General features: G+C 52.6%; 18 protein-coding genes. 4 read left to right on the top strand and 14 right to left on the bottom strand.

Translation table 11 applies throughout. The annotated features are described in order from the left end of the window. Positions 1 to 61 precede the first annotated feature (61 nt). From CLV60_RS07580 to CLV60_RS07550, 7 genes are all read right to left on the bottom strand, one after another. Positions 62 to 1,459 (bottom strand): HAMP domain-containing sensor histidine kinase, encoded by a 1,398-nt coding sequence (locus CLV60_RS07580; RefSeq protein ID WP_106594764.1) that lies wholly within the window; start codon positions 1,457 to 1,459, stop codon positions 62 to 64. Then, the gene (locus CLV60_RS07575; protein WP_106594763.1) at positions 1,456 to 2,139 is read right to left on the bottom strand and encodes a response regulator transcription factor; all 684 of its coding nucleotides are present in this window, start codon (positions 2,137 to 2,139) and stop codon (positions 1,456 to 1,458) included. Before CLV60_RS07575 ends, CLV60_RS07580 begins: the two co-directional genes overlap by 4 nt. A gap of 91 nt (positions 2,140 to 2,230) precedes the next feature. Beyond that, positions 2,231 to 2,734 (bottom strand): DUF6691 family protein, encoded by a 504-nt coding sequence (locus CLV60_RS07570; RefSeq protein WP_106594762.1) that lies wholly within the window; start codon positions 2,732 to 2,734, stop codon positions 2,231 to 2,233. Positions 2,735 to 2,737: 3 nt separating this feature from the next. Beyond that, positions 2,738 to 3,301: a YeeE/YedE family protein gene (locus CLV60_RS07565; RefSeq protein WP_106594761.1), complete on the bottom strand. Its 564-nt coding sequence runs from the start codon at positions 3,299 to 3,301 to the stop codon at positions 2,738 to 2,740. Positions 3,302 to 3,303: 2 nt separating this feature from the next. Then, entirely contained in the window at positions 3,304 to 4,779 is a 1,476-nt protein-coding gene (locus CLV60_RS07560) for an MBL fold metallo-hydrolase (protein ID WP_106594760.1), read from the bottom strand. 105 nt (positions 4,780 to 4,884) lie between these two features. Continuing rightward, positions 4,885 to 5,679, bottom strand: a complete 795-nt coding sequence (locus CLV60_RS07555; RefSeq protein WP_106594759.1) for a sulfite exporter TauE/SafE family protein — start codon at positions 5,677 to 5,679, stop codon at positions 4,885 to 4,887. An 84-nt stretch (positions 5,680 to 5,763) separates the two neighbouring features. Beyond that, positions 5,764 to 6,417 (bottom strand): Crp/Fnr family transcriptional regulator, encoded by a 654-nt coding sequence (locus tag CLV60_RS07550; protein ID WP_106594758.1) that lies wholly within the window; start codon positions 6,415 to 6,417, stop codon positions 5,764 to 5,766. 260 nt (positions 6,418 to 6,677) lie between these two features. Between CLV60_RS07550 and scpC the strand changes: the two genes are divergently transcribed. Both scpC and CLV60_RS07540 read left to right on the top strand, forming a co-directional pair. Beyond that, positions 6,678 to 8,189 carry a succinyl-CoA:acetate CoA-transferase ScpC gene (scpC, locus tag CLV60_RS07545; RefSeq protein ID WP_106594757.1) on the top strand — a complete coding sequence of 504 codons (1,512 nt, stop codon included), beginning with the start codon at positions 6,678 to 6,680 and terminating at the stop codon, positions 8,187 to 8,189. 13 nt (positions 8,190 to 8,202) lie between these two features. Beyond that, entirely contained in the window at positions 8,203 to 9,042 is an 840-nt protein-coding gene (locus CLV60_RS07540; RefSeq protein ID WP_106594756.1) for a universal stress protein, read from the top strand. A gap of 24 nt (positions 9,043 to 9,066) precedes the next feature. On the opposite strand, the gene CLV60_RS07535 is transcribed toward CLV60_RS07540, so the two are convergent. Then, the gene (locus CLV60_RS07535; protein WP_106594755.1) at positions 9,067 to 12,222 is read right to left on the bottom strand and encodes a glycoside hydrolase family 92 protein; all 3,156 of its coding nucleotides are present in this window, start codon (positions 12,220 to 12,222) and stop codon (positions 9,067 to 9,069) included. Positions 12,223 to 12,409: 187 nt separating this feature from the next. Here CLV60_RS07535 and CLV60_RS07530 point away from each other — a divergent pair, with 187 nt between their 5' ends. Continuing rightward, complete coding sequence (locus CLV60_RS07530) at positions 12,410 to 13,282, top strand: helix-turn-helix domain-containing protein (RefSeq protein WP_211302211.1); 873 nt, start codon at positions 12,410 to 12,412, stop codon at positions 13,280 to 13,282. A gap of 81 nt (positions 13,283 to 13,363) precedes the next feature. Beyond that, a complete protein-coding gene (locus tag CLV60_RS07525; RefSeq protein ID WP_106594958.1) occupies positions 13,364 to 14,230 on the top strand; it encodes an SDR family oxidoreductase in 867 nt (288 codons plus the stop codon). Between the two features lie 89 nt (positions 14,231 to 14,319). Here the strand turns inward: CLV60_RS07525 and CLV60_RS07520 are convergent, their stop codons facing one another. The 6 genes from CLV60_RS07520 to CLV60_RS07495 form a co-directional block, all read right to left on the bottom strand. Then, positions 14,320 to 15,015 carry a DUF4998 domain-containing protein gene (locus CLV60_RS07520; protein WP_106594754.1) on the bottom strand — a complete coding sequence of 232 codons (696 nt, stop codon included), beginning with the start codon at positions 15,013 to 15,015 and terminating at the stop codon, positions 14,320 to 14,322. A 17-nt stretch (positions 15,016 to 15,032) separates the two neighbouring features. Continuing rightward, positions 15,033 to 16,223, bottom strand: a complete 1,191-nt coding sequence (locus CLV60_RS07515) for a DUF5000 domain-containing lipoprotein (RefSeq protein WP_170118729.1) — start codon at positions 16,221 to 16,223, stop codon at positions 15,033 to 15,035. 12 nt (positions 16,224 to 16,235) lie between these two features. Beyond that, entirely contained in the window at positions 16,236 to 18,152 is a 1,917-nt protein-coding gene (locus CLV60_RS07510; RefSeq protein WP_106594752.1) for a RagB/SusD family nutrient uptake outer membrane protein, read from the bottom strand. 10 nt (positions 18,153 to 18,162) lie between these two features. Further along, positions 18,163 to 21,720 carry a SusC/RagA family TonB-linked outer membrane protein gene (locus CLV60_RS07505; protein ID WP_211302209.1) on the bottom strand — a complete coding sequence of 1,186 codons (3,558 nt, stop codon included), beginning with the start codon at positions 21,718 to 21,720 and terminating at the stop codon, positions 18,163 to 18,165. Between the two features lie 351 nt (positions 21,721 to 22,071). After that, complete coding sequence (locus CLV60_RS07500; protein ID WP_106594751.1) at positions 22,072 to 23,157, bottom strand: FecR family protein; 1,086 nt, start codon at positions 23,155 to 23,157, stop codon at positions 22,072 to 22,074. Positions 23,158 to 23,247: 90 nt separating this feature from the next. Further along, entirely contained in the window at positions 23,248 to 23,874 is a 627-nt protein-coding gene (locus CLV60_RS07495; RefSeq protein ID WP_106594750.1) for an RNA polymerase sigma factor, read from the bottom strand. Between the last annotated feature and the right edge of the window lie 15 nt (positions 23,875 to 23,889).

Here is a 23,889-nt window from a genome sequence, read left to right as displayed (position 1 = left end):
ATTGATGGCAAAATTCAGAGCAACGAGCGAAAATGGCTGTTAGAGAATGGACAGAAAAAAATTAGAGTTTTATTAGAAGGGAATTCACCGGAGGCCCGATGGCGGGTAGCATTACTGTAAAAGTGGTCCCAAGATTTGGTGTGGAAGTCACGGAAATAGTGCCCTTATGCAGCCCGACAATCTTTTGCGTGAGAGATAAGCCGATTCCGTTGCCGTCTGCAAACGAACCATTTTGACCACGATAAAAGGGTGTAAAGATGGATGGCAGGTCGTCGGGGGCGATGCCGATACCGTGATCGGAAAAGTGAAGGGTAATGTCCTTGCCGAATGAAACTGAAACCGAACTCTGCCGTTCGTCGGAAAATTTGCAGCCATTCTCAAACAGATTTGCAAAGGCGACTTTCAACAGATACAGGTTCCCGTTCACTGAAATCTCTTCGTCATTTTCGAAATCACCTTCAAAGTGAATGTCGACCTTGTACGTCGGGTCAGCCTTCTGTAATTGCTGCCTCGCATCCAGCAGGAGCTCGTCGATACGCACCGGCTTGAACGTGATCTCGGAGGGGTCGTAGCTGGCTTTGGCAAAGTCCAGCAAGCTATTGGCGAGGCGGGCCAGTCGCCTGGAATCATTCAATGCATTTCGGATAGCTGCGGTGTATTGCTGTTCGGTCAGTCCGTTGTCTGCCGAAAGTTCCAGTTCCGTGATGATGGTCGACAGCGGGGTACGAAGCTCATGGGAAATATTTGATACAAAACGCTTTTGTGCGTCAAACGAGCTCTCCAAGCGGTCGAGCATTTCATTGAATGTACCCGCGAGGTCGGCCAGTTCGTCTTTACTTCCATTGCCGGGCAGCCGCATGTCAAGATTGCTGACTGAAATGCTTTTTGCTTTACTGATCATGTCAGCAACCGGCTCAAAGGCCTTTCGGGAGAAGAATATACCCGCTACCACAATGAACAGGATTGAAACCCCAAACACCAGGAAAATGCTGACAAGAAGGCTGTCCGATTTGTTGTAGCCGTATTGATCGTATCCTGCGGCGGTAATAGCATACCTGCGCCCGTCGAAATCATAACTTAGTCCCACCACCTGCCAGCCTTGCTGAAAAAACTGTATCTGCCCCTTCGAATAGATATCCCGGATCATCCGATGGTCCTCCTTCACAAAATCGATATCTAAGGCGTCGTGATACAATAAAACGAAGGCGGTGTCATAAACGGCCACTTCTACCTCATTCAGGGTTTTCCGGTTGTTGCGGTAAATCTGCTGAAGGGTTTGTTTTTCAACCCTGGCATTGAAAAACAGATTGGCTTTCGTGAGTGCTTCTTTTTTGAGGAGATCATAATACTCCCTTTCGCGGCTCTTTTTAGCCGACTGGAAAATCACCGTTGCAAATAGCGACAGGATGACGATCGTTAAAACCGTAAAAAGTATGATAAGCCGGGTCCTGATTTTCATGGGTCCGTTTTAAGAATGAAGCCCATCCCGGACTTGGTATGAATGAGCTTTCTATCGAAGTTGCGGTCCAGCTTCTTCCGGAGATAATTGATGTAGACGTCTATAAAGTTGGTGCCCGTATCGAAATGAGTGTCCCACACTTTATCTGCAATTTCCACCCGCGAGAGCACCCGCTCGGGGTTCTGCATCATGTATTCCAGCAACTTAAACTCTTTGGGCGTGAGATTGATCTCCTGCCCATTCCTTTTTACCGCCTTGGTATGCAGATTCATTTCCAGCTCGTCATACCTGAGCAAAAAGCCGGTGCCTCCTGCGGTACTGCGATTTCGTTTTAACAAGGCCTTTATCCGCACCAGTAATTCCCTGAATGCAAATGGTTTCACAAGGTAATCGTCAGCACCCGCATCAAAACCTTCTACTTTGTCGTCGGTCGTACCCAGGGCGGTGAGCATGATAATTGGCATGTCCGGGTTTGTCTGACGTATGGATTTCGACAAATCTATCCCGTCCATCTTCGGAAGGATAATATCGGTGATGACGAGGTCGAAACTATTCTGTGCCACCAGTTTTTTGGCAATAAAACCGTCATATGCGACGGTAACCTCGTATTCATGCTCTTCCAATCCCCTTTTTACGAGGTCAGCCACGCGTTGTTCATCTTCGACTAATAGTATTTTCATCGGCGCAAATTAACATTTTGCGCGATCCAAATCATCTGATGGGCCGACAATCAAATGCGGGCTGATCGACGCGGGCCGATGCAGCCCGCTGTCAATGCGGCAGCGCGTCGCGGAAGCGGCCGTACACCCAGGTACCGGCCACGGCGCTGGCCAGCACCACGATCACGACCGTCGCCCCGGTTCCGACCTGCGCAAACAAAGGCCCGGGACAAGCCCCGGTAAGTGCCCAGCCGAGCCCGAACAGGAGCCCGCCGTACACTTGCCCCTTGTTGAATTTCTTCGGCGCGAAAGTGATCGGCTCGCCGTACATGGTTTTAATGCCAAACCGCCGGATGAGCCAAACCGAGATGATGCCCATCAGCACCGCCGAACCGATGATGCCGTACATATGAAACGATTGCAGCCGGAACATCTCCTGGATGCGAAACCAGCTGATCACCTCCGCCTTCACGAAACCGACGCCGAACAGCACGCCGACGATCAGGTATTTAAAATTGTGGTACCATTTATGCTGCAAATGCGATTCGTTGATACAGATCGTGTCCTGCGACCGGGCTTCGAACTCGGCAGTACTGTCAATGAAGGAAGGTTGCATGGATTAGCTATTTAAAATAATGGGTAAAATAAAATTGGCCATCAGGAAGCCACCGGCCATAAAGCAGACGGTCGCTACGAGCGACGGCCATTGCAGGGCGCTCAGGCCCATGATCGAGTGCCCGCTCGTGCATCCGCCCGCATAGCGTGCGCCAAATCCGACCAGAAATCCGCCGCCCACCATCATCGTCAGCCCACGGACTGTCAGCAGGCTGTCCCAGGAATAGAGCTGCGCGGGCACCATGCCTGAAAAATCGGTGATGCCATATACGGCCAGCTCTTGCGCCAGCCGCGGGTCGACTTGAATTGCCGCGGGGTTTGCCAGAAAGTAGGCTGCCAAGGCCCCGCCCAACACGATACCCGCCACAAAGAACAGGTTCCAGATTTCCTTCTTGTAATCATATTGAAAGAATGGCACATTTGCCGGGAAGCAGCTCGCGCAGATATGTCGCAGATTCGCTGAAATCCCGAAGTGTTTGTTACCTAAAATCAGCAGGGCGGGTACCGTGAGGCCAATCAGCGGACCAGCTACATACCACGGCCAGGGTTGTTTGATTACTTCCAGCATACCTATTTCGTCTCTCCGTTTAATGCATTTAATACCTGGCCGTTGTTGGCGGCATTGCCCTTAGCGAGCGTGGTGGGGCATACATAATCTGTGACTTTCATAAGCCCCGATTCGCTGATTGCCTTGAAACCTCCCGCCACGTCGATCAGATTATGGTAGCCGCGCGCCCGGAGAATCGAGTTGAAGATCATCGACCGGTAACCTCCCGCGCAATGCACGAGGTAGGTTTTATTACTGTCCATCTCTGCCAAATGCTCGTTCAGGTAGTCTAACGGCAGGTTTTCCGCCCCTTCGACGTGCTCGGCCAGGTATTCGCTGTGCTTCCTCACGTCCAGGATTCGCCAATCGGGATTACCTTCCAATAAGGCTGGTACCTCGCCGGCCTCCACCGACTGTATGCTGTCTGTTTCCTTTCCGGCTTCTTCCCAAGCCTGAAAACCACCCGCCAAATGCCCGATGGCGTTGTCGTAGCCAACCCGCGCCAGCCTCGTCACAACCTCTTCCTCCCGGCCTGGATCGGTCACGAGCAGGATCGGCTGCCGGATGTCTTCGATGAGGGCACCTACCCATGGAGCGAAACTGCCGTCGATGCCAATATTTACTGAATTAGGAATAAAGCCTTTTGCAAATACTTGCGCCGCACGGGTGTCGAGAATCAGCGCCCCCGTTTCATTGGCAGCCATCTCGAATGCCTCGGGCGTCAGGGCCTGCATGCCGCGGTTCAGCACGTCGTCAATGCTTTCGTACCCCTGGATATTCATCATCACGTTGGCCGGGAAATAGGCGGGCGGCGGCGTGAGGCCGTCGGTCACTTTTTGGATAAATGTCTGCTTATCCATGGGCTGCAAAGCGTAGTTTGTGGCCTTCTGGTGTCCCAGACTATCCGTCGTTTCCTTGCTCATATTCTTGCCGCATGCCGAACCGGCCCCGTGGGCGGGATACACAATGATATCATTGGAGAGCGGCAGGATTTTATCGTGCAGCGAATCGTAGAGCATCCCAGCAAGCTTGTCCTGGGTCAAATCCCGGACGACCTTTTGCGCGAGGTCGGGCCTGCCAACGTCCCCGATAAAGAGCGTATCGCCGGTAAAGAGCCCCACCTGGCGGCCATTTTCATCGGATACCAGGTAACAGGTGCTTTCCAGTGTGTGACCTGGGGTGTGGATGACCTCGATGGTAATCCCGCCCAGCCTGAGCACCTCCCGATCCTCCGCGATATGCGCTTTGAAGCCGGGCCTGGCTGTTGGACCGTACACAATCGTCGCGCCTGTCTTTTCGGCGAGGTCCAGATGCCCACTCACAAAATCTGCGTGGAAATGGGTTTCCAGCACGTACTTTATTTTCGCTCCATTCTTTTCCGCGCGGGCGAGGTAAGGGCCCGTTTCCCGGAGCGGATCGATTACCGCCGCCTCGCCTTCGCTTTCAATATAATAGGCTCCCTGCGCCAGGCAACCGGTATAGATTTGTTCGAGTTTCATTTTTCCATTAACTGTTTTGAGTGATAGGTAGGAGAACCATACGACAAAGTTCACAAAGCAGCCAGCCATTGTCTGTGACCTTTGTCACACAGGTCTGTTTCTTAATCAGAGGATAAATTCTTTGAGAAGGATGAAGCATCCCATAGCGAGCACAAACCAGCCGAAGCTCTTTTTTAATTGACTGCTATCCAGCTTACGTGCCAGCAGGCCGCCTATGAAAATCCCGGCCACGGCGACGAGCGTCACCGTCAGCAGAAAATACCAGTCGATAATAAAATGTCCTAAATCTCCCGCGAACCCCACCAGGGAATTCAGGGCGATGATCAACAGCGAAGTCCCAACCGCCTCCCGCATGGGCATACCCAGCACCAGTACCAATGTCGGGATCAATAGAAACCCGCCGCCCGCACCCAGCAGCCCGGTGGTAAGCCCGATTCCTATTGCGCTAAGGCCCAGCTTGACGATATTACGTCCCAGGTCGCATTCCAGACAGCCCGGTTCATTTTGCCTGCCATTGATCATCCCGATCGACGCCGCGAGCATCAGCCCGGCGAACAGGGCCATCGTCAGCAGCGGCTCCGTGACCTGAAAATCACCGATACGGAACAGATTTTGAGGAATGAGAGGAATCAGGAGCTTCCGGGTCAGGTAGACGGTCACCATGGAGCTCAGTCCGAAGAACAATGCCGTTTTAACATTGACAAATCCGCGCCGATAGTTGCCGTATGCCCCCACAAGGCTGGTGGATCCGACAATGAACAGCGAATACGAAGTGGATACGACCGGGCTGATCCCGAAAATATAGACCAGGACCGGCACGGTCAGGATCGACCCTCCCCCGCCTACCAGCCCCAAAGAAATGCCGATCAACACCGACGCGATATAACCAATGGTTTCCATATGCTTTTTGCACTAACTGAGCACAAAATTGCAATACGGAAACCGGCGGGTTTGTGACAAATGTTACATAGCAGGAAAAGTCCTTCAAAAAAGGACAGTAATCGTGTTGCGCCCGAGTCTCACCATGCCGCGCTGTTCCATTTTTTTTAGCAGCCTTGAAATCACCTCCCTTGAAGAATTCATATCGGTAGCAATCTGCTGATGTGTGAGGGCCAGCTCATCGCTGTGGGAAAGTTTGCGTTGATTTTTGAGGTAAAATTCAATGCGCTCGTCCATGCTCTTGAAAGCGATGCTATCCACCACTTCCAGCAACTCTTCGAACCGGGAGCGATAGGTTTCCAGCACAAAATAGTACCACGTCTTATAGCCGGTCATCAACTCGTCCATCAATGCGATCGGAACGAGCAATGCTTTGGAAGGCTCAATGGCTTTGGCGGAAATCTGGCTCTGTTCTTTCCGCGTGGCGCAGATCATCGATAGCGCGCACGCATCCCCGGCGCCGAGCTGGTACATAAAAAACTCGTTGCCATCCTGGTCTTCGCGGTAGATTTTCACGCCCCCCTCAACGATCAGCATCGTCGATTTGAAGTACTGGCCCGGACGCATCAGTTGCTGGTCCGCTTCGAAATCGCGGATAACGCAATGCTCTGCCAGTTTGCTGATTAACTCCGGTTCAAATTGCCCGAAGTGTGATTCCAGCAGTTGCTGTACCTGGGAATGCTGTGTGGTAATGCCCATTAGTTGTTGATTTGAAAATGGCTAAGTTAAGCATTTACGAACTTCTTGTTTGTGACATTGGTCACACAGCCTCGAACCACTACCCTGTTGCCACCTGCCCCGCATACGCAATGCGGGCGTACAGACATGACCAAAGTCAGTCTTTGAAGCACCATCGATCATCTTTAACCGCTTTGGTCATCCATAACTTGCATTCGATTCCAATGACCACACCTCTTAACGAAACAGGTCCGAATCCGTCAACCTCAATAGTAAATGCCATGCACGACACATCCAGAATCAAACATACATTCCTCGCTGCCAAAGTAATGCCTGCCGCGCAGGCAGCCTCGCTCATCCAGGACGGCATGGTGGTGGGCGCCAGCGGGTTTACGCGCTCGGGCGACAGCAAAGCCGTACTGGCCGCTTTTGCCGAAAAGGCCGAACACGACCACACCCGCATTACCCTTATGACCGGGGCTTCGCTCGGGCAAGGTACCGATGGCGCACTGGCCACTGCCGGCGCAATAGCCATGCGGCTGCCATTCCAATCGGACCCCGTCATGCGGACGATCATCAATGAAGGCAAACTCTCCTATATCGACGAAAACCTGAGCGAAACCGCGGCCCATATCCGCAACGGCTTCCTGCCTCCGATCGACATTGCGATCGTCGAGGCGGCCTGCATCGAAGCCGACGGCAGCATCGTACCGACTACTTCGGTAGGTAACTCGGCCATTTTCGTGCAGCAGGCCAAACAGGTGATCGTTGAAATTAACCAGGCTATCCCGCTCGAAATCCGTGGTATCCACGATGTGTTTCTGCCCGAAGACCCGACCGGTCGCGCCATACTGCCGATAACGGACGTTTGGCAGCGCATTGGCCAGGACGTTATTGCCTGTGACCCGCAGAAGATTGCGGCCATTGTATTCACGAATCAGAAAGACAGCCCGGCCGAAACAGCGTCCGGCAACGCGGCAGCGGAAGCCATTGCCGGGCATTTGCTGCAATTCTTCAACCGCGAAATGGCCGCGGGCCGGCTAACGCCCGCTCTCAGGCCCATTCAGGCCGGAATCGGCAAAATCGCCGACGCGGTGCTGGGCGGGCTTGCGCAAGGCGACTTTGAGCACCTGACCATGTATTCCGAAGTGTTGCAGGATAGTACTTTCCAATTGATCGATAGCGGCAAAATGGATTTCGCCTCGGGCAGTTCCATGACATTGTCGGACCAATGCTACCAGCGTGTGTTCGCCGATTTTGACCGTTACCGGCACAAAATCGTGCTCCGGCCACAAGATATCACCAACGCCGCGGAGGTGATCCAGCGGCTTGGTATCATCGCCATTAACACGGCTCTGGAATGCGACATTTATGGGAATGTCAACTCCTCGCACATTGCCGGCAGCCAGATCGTCAACGGCATCGGCGGCTCGGCGGACTTCGCCCAAAACAGCTACCTGAGCATTTTCGTAACAGAATCCGTCACAAAGGGCGGCAAAATATCGCGTATCGTACCCATGGTAACCCACGTGGATCATTCCGAACACGACGTGGATGTGATCGTGACCGAACAGGGGCTGGCCGATTTGAGAGGACTTTCTCCGAGGCAGAAAGCTGAAACGATCCTCGAACATTGCGTACACCCGGATTACCACGAGGAGCTATCCGGATATTTCGAACGCGCCTGCCGCCGCGGGGGCCACACGCCGCACCTGCTGGAAGAGGCGTTCCGGTTGCACACCAACCTGGCCCAAACGGGTTCAATGAAAACTCAGGTACTGGAATCCATTTAAATAGCAAATCAAGATGAAAAACATTCGCCTCGTGATCGACGCCGGTCACTTCAACACCCATCACGTCCAGTTCGCCTGCTATGTGGCGTCCCTGACCCAATCCCGGTTGACCGGCATTTTCATGCAAAACGTACCATCCGAAGCGTTGTCTGAATTTAAAATAGCCTCCGGAACGCCCTTTGAAGAAACACTTGAATTACAGGAACTTCCCGATTTCCGGAAAATGCAGGAATTGCTCCAAGAGAGCGAAAGTACTTTCCGCGCCATGTGCGAGCGGCAGGGCGTGCACGTGAGCGTGCATACCAACACGCACGATCCGCTTGAAGAGATCCTGGCAGAAAGCCGGTATGCTGACCTGATGATTATCGGGAGCGATCTGGCATTTGAAACCTCGGATGAGAAAAAGCCAAGTTCTTTCCTGAAAGAGGTACTATGCGGTGTCGAATGCCCGGTGATGATAGCGCCCGACCATTTCGAAGGCGTGGAAGAAATCGTATTTGCCCATGACGGAAATGCCGCGTCCGCACATGCGATCAAACAGTTTTCCTACCTTTTGCCTGAATTGGGGGATGCTCGTCTGACAATCGTTCAGGTCGTCCATGAAGGTGAACAGGAGGATGCCAACGACGGCAAACTGGCCCGGCTGGTGAGCTCTCATTATTCCAACGCACATTTCAAGAAGCTTTACGGTCGTCCGAATTCGGAGCTGTTTACCTTTTTGATGAATAAGAAAAAGACGCTGGTCGTCATGGGCTCATATGGGCGCAGCACATTCTCCAATATGCTCGTACCCAGCACGGCCGATCCGCTGATCCGCAACCTGAACCTGCCCATCTTTATTGCGCACCGGTAGTCGTAAGCGGCTGCTTTTCGCCCGTTACTCGTTGGAAGGCAGCCCTTCAATACCCCAGTTCCTGTTGGGCTCCGGCCCCATTTCGAGCACGAGCGACCCGCCTTTGAGCAGGTCGGACGCCCTGAACCAGAAGCTGTTCAGCGGCTGACCATTAAGCGTTGCACGCTGGACGTACACATTCTTGCGGGAGGTATTTTTGGCCTCAATGGTAAATGTTTGGCCTCTTCCAAACTGCTGCCGAAGATCGATGACCGCCTTTTCAAACATAGGGCTGCCTACCTCGTAGATCGGGTCGACGCGCGTGCCACCATCGGTTTGGAAAAGGCCCAGTGCCGCCATCACAAACCACGCACTCATTTGCCCCTGGTCCTCATCGCCCAGGTAGGCATTTGATACTTCGTGGCCATAGTACCGGTCCACCACCGACCGGCTCCACTTCTGGGTTAGCCAAGGCTTTTTGACCCAATTGAACAAGAACGCAAAGTGCATCGACTGCTGGTTGCCCTGCACCACGGGATAATCCCAGTACTGGTCGTTCGGGCCGTTGTAGCGCCATTTGACACTTTCATTAAAACCCCAGTCGAGCCGCTTCACGAACTCATTCTCTCCGATTGTTTTTGCCAAACCCGGAACATCCTGGGGTACAAAAAAAGTGAGCTGCCAGGCATTCCCCTCCACGTAATGATGGTTAGCCCCGGATTTAAATGGATCGAAATCCGGCAGCCAGCGTCCGGTCGAGTCTTTCATACGGGCAAAACCGGTGCCCGGGTCGATGACATTTTTCCACCAGGAAGCCCGGTCTGCAAATACCTTGTAATCGTCCTTTTTATGTAATGCTTTGGCAAATTGCGCAACTGAATAGTCGTCAAATGCATATTCCAGCGAGTTCGAAAACCGTCCCTGATCGTAAGGCACATAATGATGTTTCAGATAGGTGAGCAAATCCTCGTTACCGGCCCGGCCACCGCCTACGGGCGCGGCGGGGACGGTCTGCATTTTCCGCACGGCCTCGTAGGCTTTGTCGGCATCGAAGCCCCGGATGCCCATCTGGTAAGCGCCGACGATGAGCGGCACTTCGTGCTCGGCCACCATCACCGGAATGTACTCCATACCGGCCGGGCCTTTGGCCAGCCAGCCGCCGCGGTCGTACATCGCAAGCTGGGATTTCACCCAGCGGTTCGACCACTCAGGCGTGACCAGGTTCCAGAACTGGTTGAGGTTCCAGAATGTGTTCCAGAAAGCGTCGCAACCCAGCGCGATGTCGTCCTTATCCTGAAATTTGTTGACGTGCTCGTCGGCATCCCGCCAGCTGCCTTCCACGTCGCTGAATGCGTTCCTGCTCAGCGAGCGGTACATATTGGTATAAAAGCGTTCCTTTTCCCGCTTGTCATTGCTGGAAATCGCCACCCGGCCCAGCAGGTCGTTCCAGACATTTTCCTGGTTGGCCCTCACCTTCTCAAAATCCCAGCCAAACGGGTCGGAAATCTCGGTTTTCAGGTTTAGTGACGCATTCTCTACGCTCACGTAGGAAATCCCCGAGCGTACCTGCACGGTCTTGTTCGTTTTCGTATCAAATTCCAGAAACAACCCCGCATTCCGGGCGCTGTCGGCAGCGAGGCTGGTTTTGAGTTTCACTTCGTCGTTCAGCCAGGTGCCGTAACTGGCGATCGGCTGATCGAGTTCGATCACAAAATGGACGGTGTACTGCTGGTCTATCCCGCCGGACCACACATCGCGTGAAAGTTGCTCGCTATACCCCTCGATCCGCTTGTCGCTCACTTTATCGATCTTCACTTTCCTGATCTTGTAGCCGTATTCGGTAGGGATTTGCAGGTCGACCATCACGCGGCCGGTTTCGCTGTTCTGCCAGGTATATTTCTGAAATGACGCACGGGTGGTCGCAGTAAGCTCTGCCGTGATATTGTTATCTGTGAGATTCACCTTATAGTATCCCAAAGGTGCTTGCTCGGTACTTTTATCGAACCGCGACCGGTATCCGCTGTCAGGATCGGCCTCGTCGCCGATGCGCGTTTGCAAGGGTCCTGCCGTAGGAAAAATCCCAAGGCCGGTCATAGTCCACTCGTGAATGTGACTGAACGTGCCGATTGATTCAAAAGTGGGGTCGTAACCCGCCTGCCATCCGCCATTCTGGTTGTCCGGGCTCAGCTTGACCATGCTGAACGGCATCCATGGCCCTGGTGCGATCATCCACCGTGAATGCCCCGCTCCCAGCATCGTATTCACATACCCGGCCGGCGTTTTGAGTTTCTGCTTATCCCGTTTGACTTTTCCGGATCTGATCAATTGCCTGTCCACAAAAATCTGGTATACCCCGGAACCCGGTTGACTCACAGCAGGCATAGGCGCTTCAAGCAGGTAGCGCTCCTGTTCTATTTTTTGGGACAGAATCGTCTTTCCATCAAGCTTGACGTCGAACAAAGGCTCTCCGTCAAGTTGAGTAATATCAATTAACAATGGCTGGATGGACTTACCATCTGCATTGAGCTCATAATCAGCAGCTTCCACATTACGAAGCAATGCTTTCCCGGGAGCAGCGAGCCGGGTCTGTGCCGGACCATCCAGTTTTACCTGGTCGAACATCAGCCAGCCTCCCTGCAAGGTGGTCATTACCACTTCGTTTACGCCGGATTTCATGAGCATTGCCGGAATGTCGATCTCGACAACCTGCTGCTTGGGATTCAGCGTCAGCCGGTCCGGATTTTTGAACCCCGAACCCCTTTTTAACTTGAATTCCCACGACTTGCCGTTCACAAGTACCTTCAAAAGAGGCGCGTGCAGGGAATCGGTTTCGAGCACATCCACCACCAGCCGCCATTTGCCGGAAGTGGGTTTACTTTTAATATCAAACAAAACCGTCAGGAAATGCGACCTGATTCCCGAGGTGCCACCGGTCCCGCCCCAGCCATTCACCGGCCCCGGCAGTACATAAGGCCAGTCCTTTTGCGCCTGTGAACGGCCGATGAGGAAGAAATTGTCCTCATAACCAAAGTCCTTTTCCAGAAACCGCTTGTACTCCCCGGGCGCAAGCGCCATCCCGGACGGGGAATTATCCGCTTCGCCGATCTTCCAGATTGTCTTTTGCTGCGCAAAGCCCGATGCGGCAGCGTATGTGAGGAATAGCAGAACAATAAACGTCCTGGTGAGAAGGCGGGTTTTCATGGGTTAGGAATAAGTCAGCTTTTTTAGTTAAATATATGTTTATACAAACTATTCAAATAGCCACAGTCAAATACAGCTCAAAATCAGTATTTTTTAGTTAAAACACCTCACCTGAAAATTGCTCCGCAAGTATAATGGTTATAGTTTGTATATACAAAGTAGCGCAAGTATTCTTCCAATTTTTCGCGTGAAAGCCGTTTGTACAGGGTATATTATCGGCTCTTTCGGGCAACTGGATCTTTTGGGAATGAAGCAGCAAAACAACATTTATACCGAGCAGCGGATAGCTGTCCCAGCCGAATTCACAGATATTTTCACCCATTTTTATATGGCGCAAAACCATACCGGCCTGGATATTACGAAAACGCTGATACCCAGCTTTCAAACCATTATGGTGTTTGGTTTCGGGCCTGCGATACGATTCAAATCCTGCGGCAACAGCCTTGAAATCAACGAATGTGTGGTATTAGGCCCCATCAAACAACCTATTGAGTACACCCTGCCTGCCGGTGCCGATTTGCTGGTCGCCAATTTCAAAGACGATGCCTTTTACCGATTTTTTGGCCTTGCTGTGCTTTCGAGCCAGATCGCCGCACACCCCGACCAGTTGCTAGATGAACATTGCTTTTCAGCGCTATGGCTTCGCCTGAAAAATGAACCGGTTCCCGGCCGTGTAAAACTGATCCTCGACTTTTGCAAGCCATACCTCCGCCCCAGGCCATTGTCGGTCAGCAGCATTACGGAAGAAAATACCGACTACGCGATTGTCAACCCGATAAAAGCTGTGGCTCAAAAAACGGGGCAGAGCGAGCGCATTGTTCAGCTCAATCACAAAAAATACTTCGGATTTACGGCCAAGGAAAAAGGCCGTTACGAAAAATTCGCGAAAGCCATCCAGCTGCTGCAAGCCCATTCCGGCAAGGTGGATTGGCTTCAAATCGCGGAAACCTGCGGGTACTACGATCAAAGTCAGCTCATTCGCGACTTCAATCATTACCTCAATCTGAGTCCCCGCCGGTATATCCAATTCCAGAAAGACATCTGCAAGGCCGGCGGCTAACCAGCTAATGCGGTTTCGTTTTCTTACAATTTTGGCGATGCGGGATCTATGAATTTTGTGCTGTACAAAAAGCAAAACAGCATGAAACAGACCCGTATTTTTCTGACAGGCGCAACAGGCGCAGTAGGATCCCAACTCGTTCAACAACTCACATCGCTGAATATCGGTTTCAAAGCGCTGGTGCGCACTCCTGCCCAAGCCGAGCAACTGAGCAAGCTGCCCAATGCAGAAGCCATCGTAGGCGACCTGGCCGACCTGGTCACTTTTGAATATGCCCTGCACGGCATTGAAAAGGCCTTTCTTTTGACCAATTCGTCGGAACAGGCAGAATCGTTACAGATCGGTTTCGCCGAAGCCGCACACAGGGCGGGCGTGCCGCACATTGTCAAATTATCGCAATTCGCAGCCCACGAATCGTCGCCCGTACGCTTCCTGCGCTACCATGCCAGAGTTGAAAACCGGATCAGGGAGCTGGGTTTCCGGTACACTTTTCTGCGGCCCAATTTATACATGCAGGGGCTGCTTGCATTTAAAGAGCAGATCAAATACAGCGGCCAGTTTTTCGCCGCTGTCGGCAACGCGCGGGTGAGCCTGGTCGATGTGCGGGATATTGCGGCCATTGCCGTGGCCGCCCTAACCGAACCCGGACATGAAGATCAAATCTACGACATCACCGGTCCCGAGGCGCTCAGCCATTATGAACTCGCAGAAATCCTGTCGAATGTCCTGGATAAACCCGTCAGCTTCATCGACGTTTCTCCCGCCGAGATGGAGCAGGCGCTCCTCGGCGCAGGATTCCCCGAATGGCAGGCAGGCGGGCTGATCGAAGACTATGCGCATTACGCACGCGGGGAAGCCGCGGCTGTGTCCGATGCGGTCGCCCGCATTACCCGTAAGAATCCTGTTAGCTTCGCGCAATTTGCGCAGGACCACCGGTTTTTGCTGTAACAGTCCGTCGCAGATTTGATTGACCCGCAACAAAAGAGCGCCCGTCGGGGCGCTCTTTTGCAAATCACAGATGGGCCGCGAACGACCGCTCATTCCGGTTTCTTCACCGACATCGTATCGTACCGGGTAACGGTAAAGATGTCGATCGCTTTTCGATCCGGCTTAAATGATGAGCGGTAGTTCAGGATCGTACCGGGCTTCCAGTCGGGAATTTTACTTTCCTGTACTTCCGGGCCTACCAGCAGTGATTTGGTCTTTGAGTCTGTTGATGTGTATTTAAGCTCTGTATTTACATTCACCGTATCAGGGGTATTCCAGCTGACCTTCAACATTTTGAGCGTCGAATCGTAAGACGCCACGCTGATGGTGCGGTTCAGCAGTCCATTCTCGTAGTTTGCGCCAAATGTTCTGCCGTTGAAACGCAGCGGCACCGAACGGTTCCCCTTCGCATCCAGCGAATACATTTCAAAATTGTACGATCCTTCCGGCAACGGATTGATCATGATTCTCACCGTGTCGCCGATCAGGTCCGACGGTACAGCCGCTTCCATGGAGTCGGCCTTGTTGTTCCAGTACAATTTGTAGGCCGTCACGCGCGGATCGGCGCTCAGGACCCATAGCAGCTGCGTTCGGTTTCTTCCCGACGCTATCAGCACGGTATCGCCGCGCCCGGGGTATACAATCTCTCCGCCAGCCTGATATTTCTTAAAATCGTCCCAGTCTGTACACGACGCCAGCGCGCAAACAATCAGCAGCAATCCAGTGATTTTATATTTGATAACCATAAAATGTCAGTTTAGAATTATTTGGTATCCCCCCAGAAAGTGAGCTCGGTAAAATGGACAAACTTGGTATCGGACCAGTTCTGGTGGATCTGCATCCGGATGTAGCGGACCTTCGGGGCCGACAGCGGGAATACAAATTCCTCTCCGGCCGTCATGTAGGCGATATCCTCGCCGGTGTTCACGCCATAAGGGCTCCCCGACGGTTTGATCGACTCGCAGTCCATCAGCTTCGTCCAGCCCGTGAAACTGCCGTCTGGATTGGGTGCTTTTTCGCTGCCCCACATGGTCCATTTACGTGGATTACCGTGTTTGTAGAACCAATCTCCCTGCCGCTGCCACAGCCGGAACCGGCTTAGCTTGGCTGCCGTTCCAAGGTCGAAAGTGAAGTGGATCGGCATATCCCGGTCGGAAAGCGGGATGGTATGGAAGCCCGGCTCTGTCATCAGATCATCCCAAAGGAAGGGTATTCGCCAGCCGTACCCGCTTTCTTCGTCGGTTGGCAGCACGTATTCCCGGAACTTGGTTTTATCCAGTTTCTTTTCAAAAAATGGCTTTACTTCCTTGTAAACGGTGTCGGAATAATTGTTCCAGCGATCGCGCACATACACGCCGAATTTCCTGCTGAGGGTATCAAATCCCCTGGCGGCAAATGAGCCTCCCTTCATTTGCGTATACAAAGTCTCGGTCGGAACGAAATCACCATTATTGTCGGGGGTAATGACCACTATTGCCAGCTTGGCCTCCGAAGGGTTATTGAATGCGACGTTCAACCCTCCAAAATCGACGCCCAGTTGCAGCGAATTGAAAACGGTTTGGATAGGCGGAGCCTGTGGTGCAATTTTCACGATCACCGGTTCCGATTTGTTGTCGCTTTTGTCTACCGAATACAACTTTACCTCGTAGTCGCCGGCGGCAGAGAACCCCTCCACCGTCAACTTGTTGGTATAATGCGAAGCCTTTGCCTCGCTGAGCTGCCTGGTGGCATTGTTGATGGCGTATTCGGCGACAACATATTGCAGGTCTTCGTCAGCGGGGAGCGAGTAGGAGATCGTCGCACCACCGGCAAAATTGACTACCGAAGTGTTAGTCACCACGCCGGGCTTTGTCCCATCCGCGCCCAGGGGCTTGCGGATCTGGTCTGTGTCGGCGCAGGAGCAAATCCATGCCGATAGCCATACAAGAGAGAATAATATCTGGATCTTTTTCATAGACAGCAGCATTTACCAGCCTGGATTTTGAACAAGGTTCGGGTTAACAATCAGGGAATTTTCGGAGATCGGCCAGAAATAGTCTTTCAGGCTGAAACTGCTCATGTAAATCGGCTTCACCCGGTAGTAGTTGATCGCCTCGCGCTGGGCAATATCCCAGCCGTTCACCGACCTTTGGAGGTAGTTTTCGGCAACCCGCCATCTGCGCAGGTCCCAGAAACGTTTTCCCTCAAACACCAGCTCGATGAGCCGTTCCCGCTGGATAATTTCACGCAAACCCTCCTTGCTGCTGAATTTGGAGGGCTTACTGGAGTGTTTCGTCCACGATTCCACCACCCCTTTCAAACCCGCCCTGGCCCGTACCTTATCGATCCAGCCATACACTTCCGCCGAAGGCCCGTTCGATTCGTTCAGCGCCTCCGCATACAACAGGTACAGGTCCGCGAGCCGCATGATCGGGAACGGATAGCCTTCCACGTTGTATTGCTGCGCCGGGTCGTTGATGGTATTGTTATAATTGGCGAGTTTTTTCGGCCAGTAGCCGGTCACGGAGTACAAGGAAGCGCCCTGTCTGCCGCCGGTTTGTCCTAGCTTCCCTTCCAATACCCAGGTATTATCATCGTCGTTTTTGCCCTGCCCGAACCATATTCCGCCATCGAAACCGAGGTCTGCATAAAACCGGGGCTCGCGGTCGAAATTGAGCTGGACGGTCGTGTAGCCTTGCTTAATGTAATACCGTTCGCTTTTCAGTGCTTTTCGCAATGCGGTAAAGCGGGTGCCGTACGGGTAGGTTTTGTCCTCTTCTATCGGCACGCCGTTGTGGCTGTAAAACATCTCGGCGATATGCAGCGGCGGGGCGAGCATCGAACCAATGCTTTCATTGGGGATCGTACCGGTGAATGGGCTTAGCCGCGCCTGCGACAGCGACTGAAAACCCCGGCCGCCGCCACCCGTCGAATTGGAAGCTCCCCAAATAAGTTCGACGTTCCATTTGTCGGTGACCGCCGCGCGGATGGACATCAGGCGCTGTGTCGAATCCGAAACCTTGGTGGTTACCGAGCGGGGCACGAATTCGTAAAGCCGGTGCCCGTTGGCCTCGCAAGCGGTAATCGCCTCCCGGCAAGCCTGGGCCGCACGCTCCCATTTCGCAGGGCTTACCGTGCTGCTGAACAACGCCTCGTTGTCCTTATTTCTGAAATTGGCGTAGTTCTGGTTGCCGTTGTAAAGCGGGCTGGCCGCGGTGGTCAATATCTCGGCTTTAATAGCCAATGCAATAGGTTTCGTAATCCTGCCCAGTTCCGAAAACTCGTTGGGCAGAATAACCGGAAGATCCGCAGCCGCTTCGTCGATCAGGCTTACTGTATAATTGAAGACGGAATCGACATGCTGCCTTTTGACCTTCACCTGCTCTGCCGACGCCGAAATCGGCAGGTTGTTTTTGATGATCGGGATCGGGCCATACATCCTCACGAGCGTGTAATGGTAATAGGCTTTCAGGAATTTCACTTCCGCCACCCATCTTTTCTTTTCAAAATCGGTGAGGTCGCGGACCTTGTCGATGTTTTCCAGGAAGATATTGCATTCGCGGAGTGCCTGGAAATACTTGCCGTCCCAGTAATTGGCAATCGGCGACACGATGTTCTGCTCTCCCCGGGCAATCCGGTAAAGACTACCATTAATATTCCCCAACACGGGATAGACCGTCGCAAATTCGTCGCCGGTCAGAAAGCCGGGATCAGCGCCCTCGTTGCCGAACTGCGGAAGGTTGTTGTAGCAGGTAAAAAGATACTTTTCCGCATCCGCACGCATTTTGAATGCATTGTCGATCGTCGCCACGTTGTCCGGGACAATATCGAGATACTTCCGGCAGCCCGCGGTAGTCAGTACGAGCAGGGCGGTAATACAAAAACTGGTGTACAGTAATTTCATAGTATGAAGCTTAGAAATTCATATTCAAACCGATGTTGAAGACTTTCTGGACCGGGTAACCAAGGCCATTCCCGCCCATTTCAGGATCCCACAGCTTGAACTTGCTGAAAGTCAACAAATTCGTCCCGTTGAAATAGATCCTGAAATTGGTCACTTTCAGGTTTTCCAGCACGCGGCCTTTCACCGTGTAACCCGCTTCGAGGGTTTTCAGGCGGATAAAGGAACCGTCGCGCATGAACCAGGTGCTCCGCTGGGAATTGTTCTGGTTTTCGACCGTCGACATCCTCGGCCAGACGGCGTAGATATTTCGGTTCTCTTCCGACCAATGGCTGTCCGCAAATGCTTTCAGCAATGCATTCTCACCGATCAGATTGGCCGGAAAAAGCTCATTATCCCCGTTGTTGTCCTTGTTGTAGTCGATAAAGGGAGCGGAAGCGACGGGATTGATGAAAAACGATTCCCGCCCCAGGCCCTGGAAAAATACCGAGAGATCGAACTGCCCGCGCCCGGCGGATAAGCCGAATCCGTAGGTAATCTCAGGGGTTTCGGGATGGCCTATCGCCACGAAATCTGCGGTAGTGATCTGTCCGTCGCGGTTAACATCGCGGTACTTAATGTCCCCGGCACCATATACCCCGAAGTTCTGGCGGGGCGAATTCTTCACATCATTTTCATCGATAAAGAGCCGTTCGGCAATCAGACCGCGGGGCTGGCTGATCGACTGGCCTACCCGGGACAAGTAACGGTCTTTGTAATCCGGCTCCTCGAAGATGGAGAAAACCGAGCGGGCCATCGTGAGGTTACCTCTTGCCACCAGCCAGGCCCCGTTTTTGAAGTTCTGGTTGAAATCCACCGCCAGGTCAAAACCCTTCGATTTCGCCTCCCCCACATTAGCCGACGGCGTCACCGCCAACCCCATTGTGCTCGGGATCGAAGCTCTTTCCATCAGGATATTGGAGCGCCGCTGTTTGTAGATTTCCGCAATCACATTCAGTTTTTGCAGGATCGAGAATTCCAGTCCGAGGTTTGTCTGGTAGGATGTTTCCCAGGTAATGTCCTTGTTCTCATACCGGCTGATCGACACGCCATTCCGGGTATAACTGGAATTGAAACCGAAAGAAGAACCTCTCTGCGAGTTGTTCAGGTTCACCTCCGAAAGGAAGAAAAAGCGCTGATCGGGCCTGCCGATGGCGTCGTTCCCCACCAAACCGTACGAGCTGCGGACTTTCAGCTTGTTCACAATGCGCTCCATCGGTTTCCAGAAGCCTTCGTTAGAAATCACCCAAGCCCCGCCGATCGTTGGGAAAAATCCGAATTGCTTGCTCTTGTGAAACCGCTCCGATCCGTTATAGCCAAAGTTGAACTCGGCAAAATACCGGTTGTCGAACGAGTAGGACAACCGCCCAGATACCCCGGTGTTCCTGCTCGGAAGCGACTGCTGCAACGATTGCACCTGCCCCACGCTCGAATTGTCTTTCAGGATCTGCTGCAAGGTGGTTACGACCGTCGCATTCAATGAATGTACTTCCCTGAAAACCCGCGAGTAATCCAACGTTCCCTGCAAGTAGAGGAAACTTTCCAGATTTTTGGCACCGGGTTTGTAGTTGAGGTATTCGGTGGCCGGCTCGTTGAAAAACTCATTGCTAGTCTGCTGGTTCAGCCAGTTGAGCGTGTAAGTATCGGTTTGTTTGTCGTACGATGCTGCGTGGTAAAAATAGGGGTTATAAGCCCTTGTGACATCGAAATACGACGACCGGTTGATATTCGCCAGGCCACGCACGCTGAGCCCTTTGGTCACGAAGTCGAGTTTCTGGGCCAATTCCAGCTGCGTAAGCATTTTGGATCTTGAATACTGCTTGTACCCTTTCACCATGTCGGCATAGGGATTGAGGTATTGGCCGAGGTCAAAATTCCCGAAAAGAATATGGTCCGTGGCCTCGTTGGCTTTGTCGGGTGCATAATAGGCCGGGTAAGAGGTCGGACTGGTTTTCAGCGCTTTCTGGTAAATGCCTGAGCCGCCGTCGATCGGGCCGTTGTAGTCATCAAAATTCCCGTACAACCGCACTATCAGCTGCGTCTGCGGGCTGAGATTGATGTTGACATTGGACCGGACCGAGTAGCTGTTCAGCTTAACATTGTTGTTGAAGTTGTTCATCTTATCCACTTTCAGCATACCATTATCATTGCTGAACGACGTGGCTACGTAGTACTGCGCCACCTCACCCCCGCCGGACACGCTCAGGTTCGCGCGGCGGTTCTGCGTGTATTTTTTAAAGAGCACATCACGCCAGTCGGTCGATGGATAAATGTAGGGATTGTTGCCTTTACCCGTGTTTTCGATCTGGTTTTGCGGGTATTTGATGGCTGCGAGCGGGTCGCGGGTCAGCTGCGCCTCGTTGTACAATTTCATGTGTGTGATCGGGTCGGCCAGCTCCACGTTTTGGGTCGGCATCGAAACGGAGTTTTCCATCCGAAAGTTGATCTTCGCCTTGCCCGCACGCCCCTGCTTGGTAGTCACATACACTACCCCGTTCGCGCCGCGTGCGCCGTACAAGGCCGTAGCGCTCGCGTCTTTCAGGATCGAGAAGCTTTCGATATCGTCGGGTTGCAGCCTTGCCAGGTCGGTTACCGTAAGCTCCACGTTATCCACCAATATCAGCGGCGAATTGTTATACCCGAAAGTGGTGATCCCACGAATAAAAAATGTGGCATTATCCACGCCCGGTTCACCGCTGCGCTGGTAGCCGATCACCCCCGAGAGCCGCCCCGCAATGGCCGTTGTGAGGTTACTCGCCGGGATTTTCAATTCACCCGGACGGATCGTTGTCACGGCCCCTACCACCGCCTCCTTGCGCTGCTTTTGCCCGTAAGCAGTTACAACTACCTCTTCCAGGGCCTTGTTGTCCACTTTGAGCACCACATTCATGATCGACTGCGCGCCTACCTGCCGCTCATCGGACACATAGCCCACAAAGGAAAAGATCAGCACCGCATCGTTGTCCGGTATAGCCAACCGGTAGGTACCGTCTGCCTCCGAAGTAGTCCCTTTTTGCGTCCCTTTCAATACAACGCTCACCCCCGGCAGCCCTTCCCCTTTTTCGTCCGTGATTTTTCCGGCGACCTGCCGTTCCATTAACGGTTCAACCACAGTCCCGGGCAATGCGCCGGCGGGCCCCTTTCCTTCCTCAGGTGTTTTGGAAAGGATAATCTGATTGCTCTTCACCACCTGGTAGCTGATATTCCTCGGCGATAGCACGCGTTTCAGAAGGTCTTCCAGCAGTTCATTCCTGGCTTCCAGGCTGATTTTCTCCTCGGAAGCGACCACCTGCTTTTGATAGGAGAAGGAAAGGTCGCCCTGCTCTTCGATATTTTTCAGGACCGTTTTGAGCGATGCATTCTTAACGCTTATTGATATACGCTGTTTAAGTAATTCCTGTGAATACGTCGGGGACGCGTAACTCAGCCCGGTTGCCAACACGGCCATTAAAAGTTGTTTCGCTGTCATACACAGGAGCTGAAAAACCCTTTTTTCATTCGTAAAAATGCCCATACCTGTTTTGATTTTCATTTGTTGAATAAACATCCGGGTCTGCCGGGGCGTCCGGTCGCTGCCGGTCGCGCATTCTCTCCTCAGGTAGCATGTTTGTTTTCCATGGGTACATTAAGTTAGGTGATGATCACAATGAGGCCATTGCGAAAAAAAAGACATAGGTATCCCGTGCCGGATTGCCGGCGTTGGCAATAGAACATGGTTTGCAAAAATGGCCGGCTCGGGAAAAACATCCGGCCGCTCTATCTATACAGGTACAGGACTCGGCAAAAACTAACCTCCCCTATTAAATTATTTTTCGATTTTTTATCAATAATCCCTCAAACCACGCTCTCAGCCGATTACTGATTTAGTGAGGGCCTTATTTCATCAAAAGCAGCCTTTAGAATCGACCACGATCTGAGCATCGATTTCCTTGTAACTGCCGCCTATCGTGCGGCAGATCACGTCCAGATTGTCATACAACGATTCGTTACGGACCGTAGTAGAGATAATGCATTTGGCCAGCAGCTCATGATCACAGACGATCTGCACGCCGTACATCTTTTCAATTTCAGCCAATACCTCTGTAACCGGAACTTCGTCGAAGCGAAACTTTTTCGTGTCGGTAATCGGCTCGATGGGCAACGGCTCGGGCACGAGGTTTTTTACGAGCGTTTCGCTGTCGCGGTTGAATGTCCCTTGCTGATTAGGCAACAGGAGCAGCCCGGTCGTCTCCGGGTCGTCCATCTGGATCCGGCTTTGCTTGTACACCGACACCCGGCCCGTCCGGACATGCACAGTCACGGCCTGACTATTTTCAAATGCCTTGATCTCGAAGCTCGTCCCCAGCACCTTGGTTACAGTCTCGTTGGCATAAACCAGGAATGGGCGGTTGGGATCCTTTGTCACATCAAAGAATGCTTCCCCGCTCAGGAAAACCTCACGTTTATGCTTTTGAAAATGAGCCGGATAACTCAGTCTGCTGTTTTTACCGAGTGTAATGACCGTTCCATCTTCCAGCCGGACCTCCATCGGCGCCTGCCCCTGGTTCTGTTTTTCGAGCAGTTGATTCTCCACCTTTGCATGAGTAAGCAGCTCCTTATATGTAACGCGTTTATGGTCGGAATGCATGGCCTGGAAAATGGCAAATGCCGCCACTACCGCTACGCAGGCAGCCGCCAGTAACGTAACAAACATTTTCCGGCCCGACTTTGGCCTGACCGGCTCTTCCCGCTTCTCCGCCGACGACTCGATCCTTTGCCAAAGTTTGTGCTCATCAATAGCAGGAACCACTTCCCGTTCGGCCTGACGCAGTTCCAGAACTATTTTCGAGGCTTTTTCCACCACTTCCCGCTTCTCCGGATTCAACCGGAGAAATTCTTCCCACCGCGATGCGTCCTTGTCTTCCAGCACCCAGCTGATGAAGGAGTCATTCTCCAAAAGATCCTCGATATTTAAACTTTCATCATTCATGGTCAGGGATAAATGGTACGCGCACAACTAACAGGTACAACAATGGCAGAAAACTAACCTATCTTCCGGCATTTTTTTCTCAGATTCATTTTACGGAAGCCACCCGGGCAGCCCGCCAAACGGCACCAGCAGCGACAGGATCGTCAGTTTGCTGAGCTTTGTGCGCAGCACCGCATAAGATTTATAGAGCAGATTGCTCACGCCCTGCTTGGACAGTCCCATTAATTCGGAAATCTCATCCAGGCTCATTGCGTGGTAAAAACGCAGGTTAATCACTTCTTTCTGCCTGTCGGAAAGGCTTTCGACCGCGCTGCGCACGCGCTGGGTGCGTGCGTGGATCTCCTCGGAGTCGATATGCTGCTGCTCGGTAGAAAGCGCAACGAGGTAGTCCAGGAAGCCATCGATATCCTCGGCCTGCTCAAAAACATCGTTTCTGCCATTGCGCAAAAGCCGGTTTCGCAATGCCCGGAAGAGGTAAAATTTGGCATTCTCCGCTTCGGTCAGGTGCTCTCTCCGCCTCCACAAGTCAATGAAAAGGTCGTGGATGGCATCCTCCAACAGCTGCCTGTCGGGCGTCAGACGGTAGCCATAGCTGGTCAGACTTTTGACATGACGCTGATACAGTGCCTGGAAAGCCTGCATATCCCCTTGCTTGAAACGATGCCAGATATGCAGCTCACTGCTGGAATCTGATTCAACTCTGGTAAAAATAGACATCCCGGTTGAGTTCCG

Origin of the sequence: Dyadobacter jiangsuensis, from assembly GCF_003014695.1 — a bacterium.
Taxonomy (GTDB): domain Bacteria; phylum Bacteroidota; class Bacteroidia; order Cytophagales; family Spirosomataceae; genus Dyadobacter; species Dyadobacter jiangsuensis.
This window is presented reverse-complemented; position numbering and strand designations above follow the sequence as displayed.

Excerpts from the sequence above, each read along its gene's own strand:
- CLV60_RS07580 (WP_106594764.1), bottom strand. The coding sequence starts at position 1,459 with ATGAAAATCAGGACCCGGCTTATCATACTTTTTACGGTTTTAACGATC.
- CLV60_RS07575 (WP_106594763.1), bottom strand. The coding sequence starts at position 2,139 with ATGAAAATACTATTAGTCGAAGATGAACAACGCGTGGCTGACCTCGTA.
- CLV60_RS07570 (WP_106594762.1), bottom strand. The coding sequence starts at position 2,734 with ATGCAACCTTCCTTCATTGACAGTACTGCCGAGTTCGAAGCCCGGTCG.
- CLV60_RS07565 (WP_106594761.1), bottom strand. The coding sequence starts at position 3,301 with ATGCTGGAAGTAATCAAACAACCCTGGCCGTGGTATGTAGCTGGTCCG.
- CLV60_RS07560 (WP_106594760.1), bottom strand. The coding sequence starts at position 4,779 with ATGAAACTCGAACAAATCTATACCGGTTGCCTGGCGCAGGGAGCCTAT.
- CLV60_RS07555 (WP_106594759.1), bottom strand. The coding sequence starts at position 5,679 with ATGGAAACCATTGGTTATATCGCGTCGGTGTTGATCGGCATTTCTTTG.
- CLV60_RS07550 (WP_106594758.1), bottom strand. The coding sequence starts at position 6,417 with ATGGGCATTACCACACAGCATTCCCAGGTACAGCAACTGCTGGAATCA.
- scpC (WP_106594757.1), top strand. The coding sequence starts at position 6,678 with ATGCACGACACATCCAGAATCAAACATACATTCCTCGCTGCCAAAGTA.
- CLV60_RS07540 (WP_106594756.1), top strand. The coding sequence starts at position 8,203 with ATGAAAAACATTCGCCTCGTGATCGACGCCGGTCACTTCAACACCCAT.
- CLV60_RS07535 (WP_106594755.1), bottom strand. The coding sequence starts at position 12,222 with ATGAAAACCCGCCTTCTCACCAGGACGTTTATTGTTCTGCTATTCCTC.
- CLV60_RS07525 (WP_106594958.1), top strand. The coding sequence starts at position 13,364 with ATGAAACAGACCCGTATTTTTCTGACAGGCGCAACAGGCGCAGTAGGA.
- CLV60_RS07520 (WP_106594754.1), bottom strand. The coding sequence starts at position 15,015 with ATGGTTATCAAATATAAAATCACTGGATTGCTGCTGATTGTTTGCGCG.
- CLV60_RS07515 (WP_170118729.1), bottom strand. The coding sequence starts at position 16,223 with ATGAAAAAGATCCAGATATTATTCTCTCTTGTATGGCTATCGGCATGG.
- CLV60_RS07510 (WP_106594752.1), bottom strand. The coding sequence starts at position 18,152 with ATGAAATTACTGTACACCAGTTTTTGTATTACCGCCCTGCTCGTACTG.
- CLV60_RS07505 (WP_211302209.1), bottom strand. The coding sequence starts at position 21,720 with ATGAAAATCAAAACAGGTATGGGCATTTTTACGAATGAAAAAAGGGTT.
- CLV60_RS07500 (WP_106594751.1), bottom strand. The coding sequence starts at position 23,157 with ATGAATGATGAAAGTTTAAATATCGAGGATCTTTTGGAGAATGACTCC.
- CLV60_RS07495 (WP_106594750.1), bottom strand. The coding sequence starts at position 23,874 with ATGTCTATTTTTACCAGAGTTGAATCAGATTCCAGCAGTGAGCTGCAT.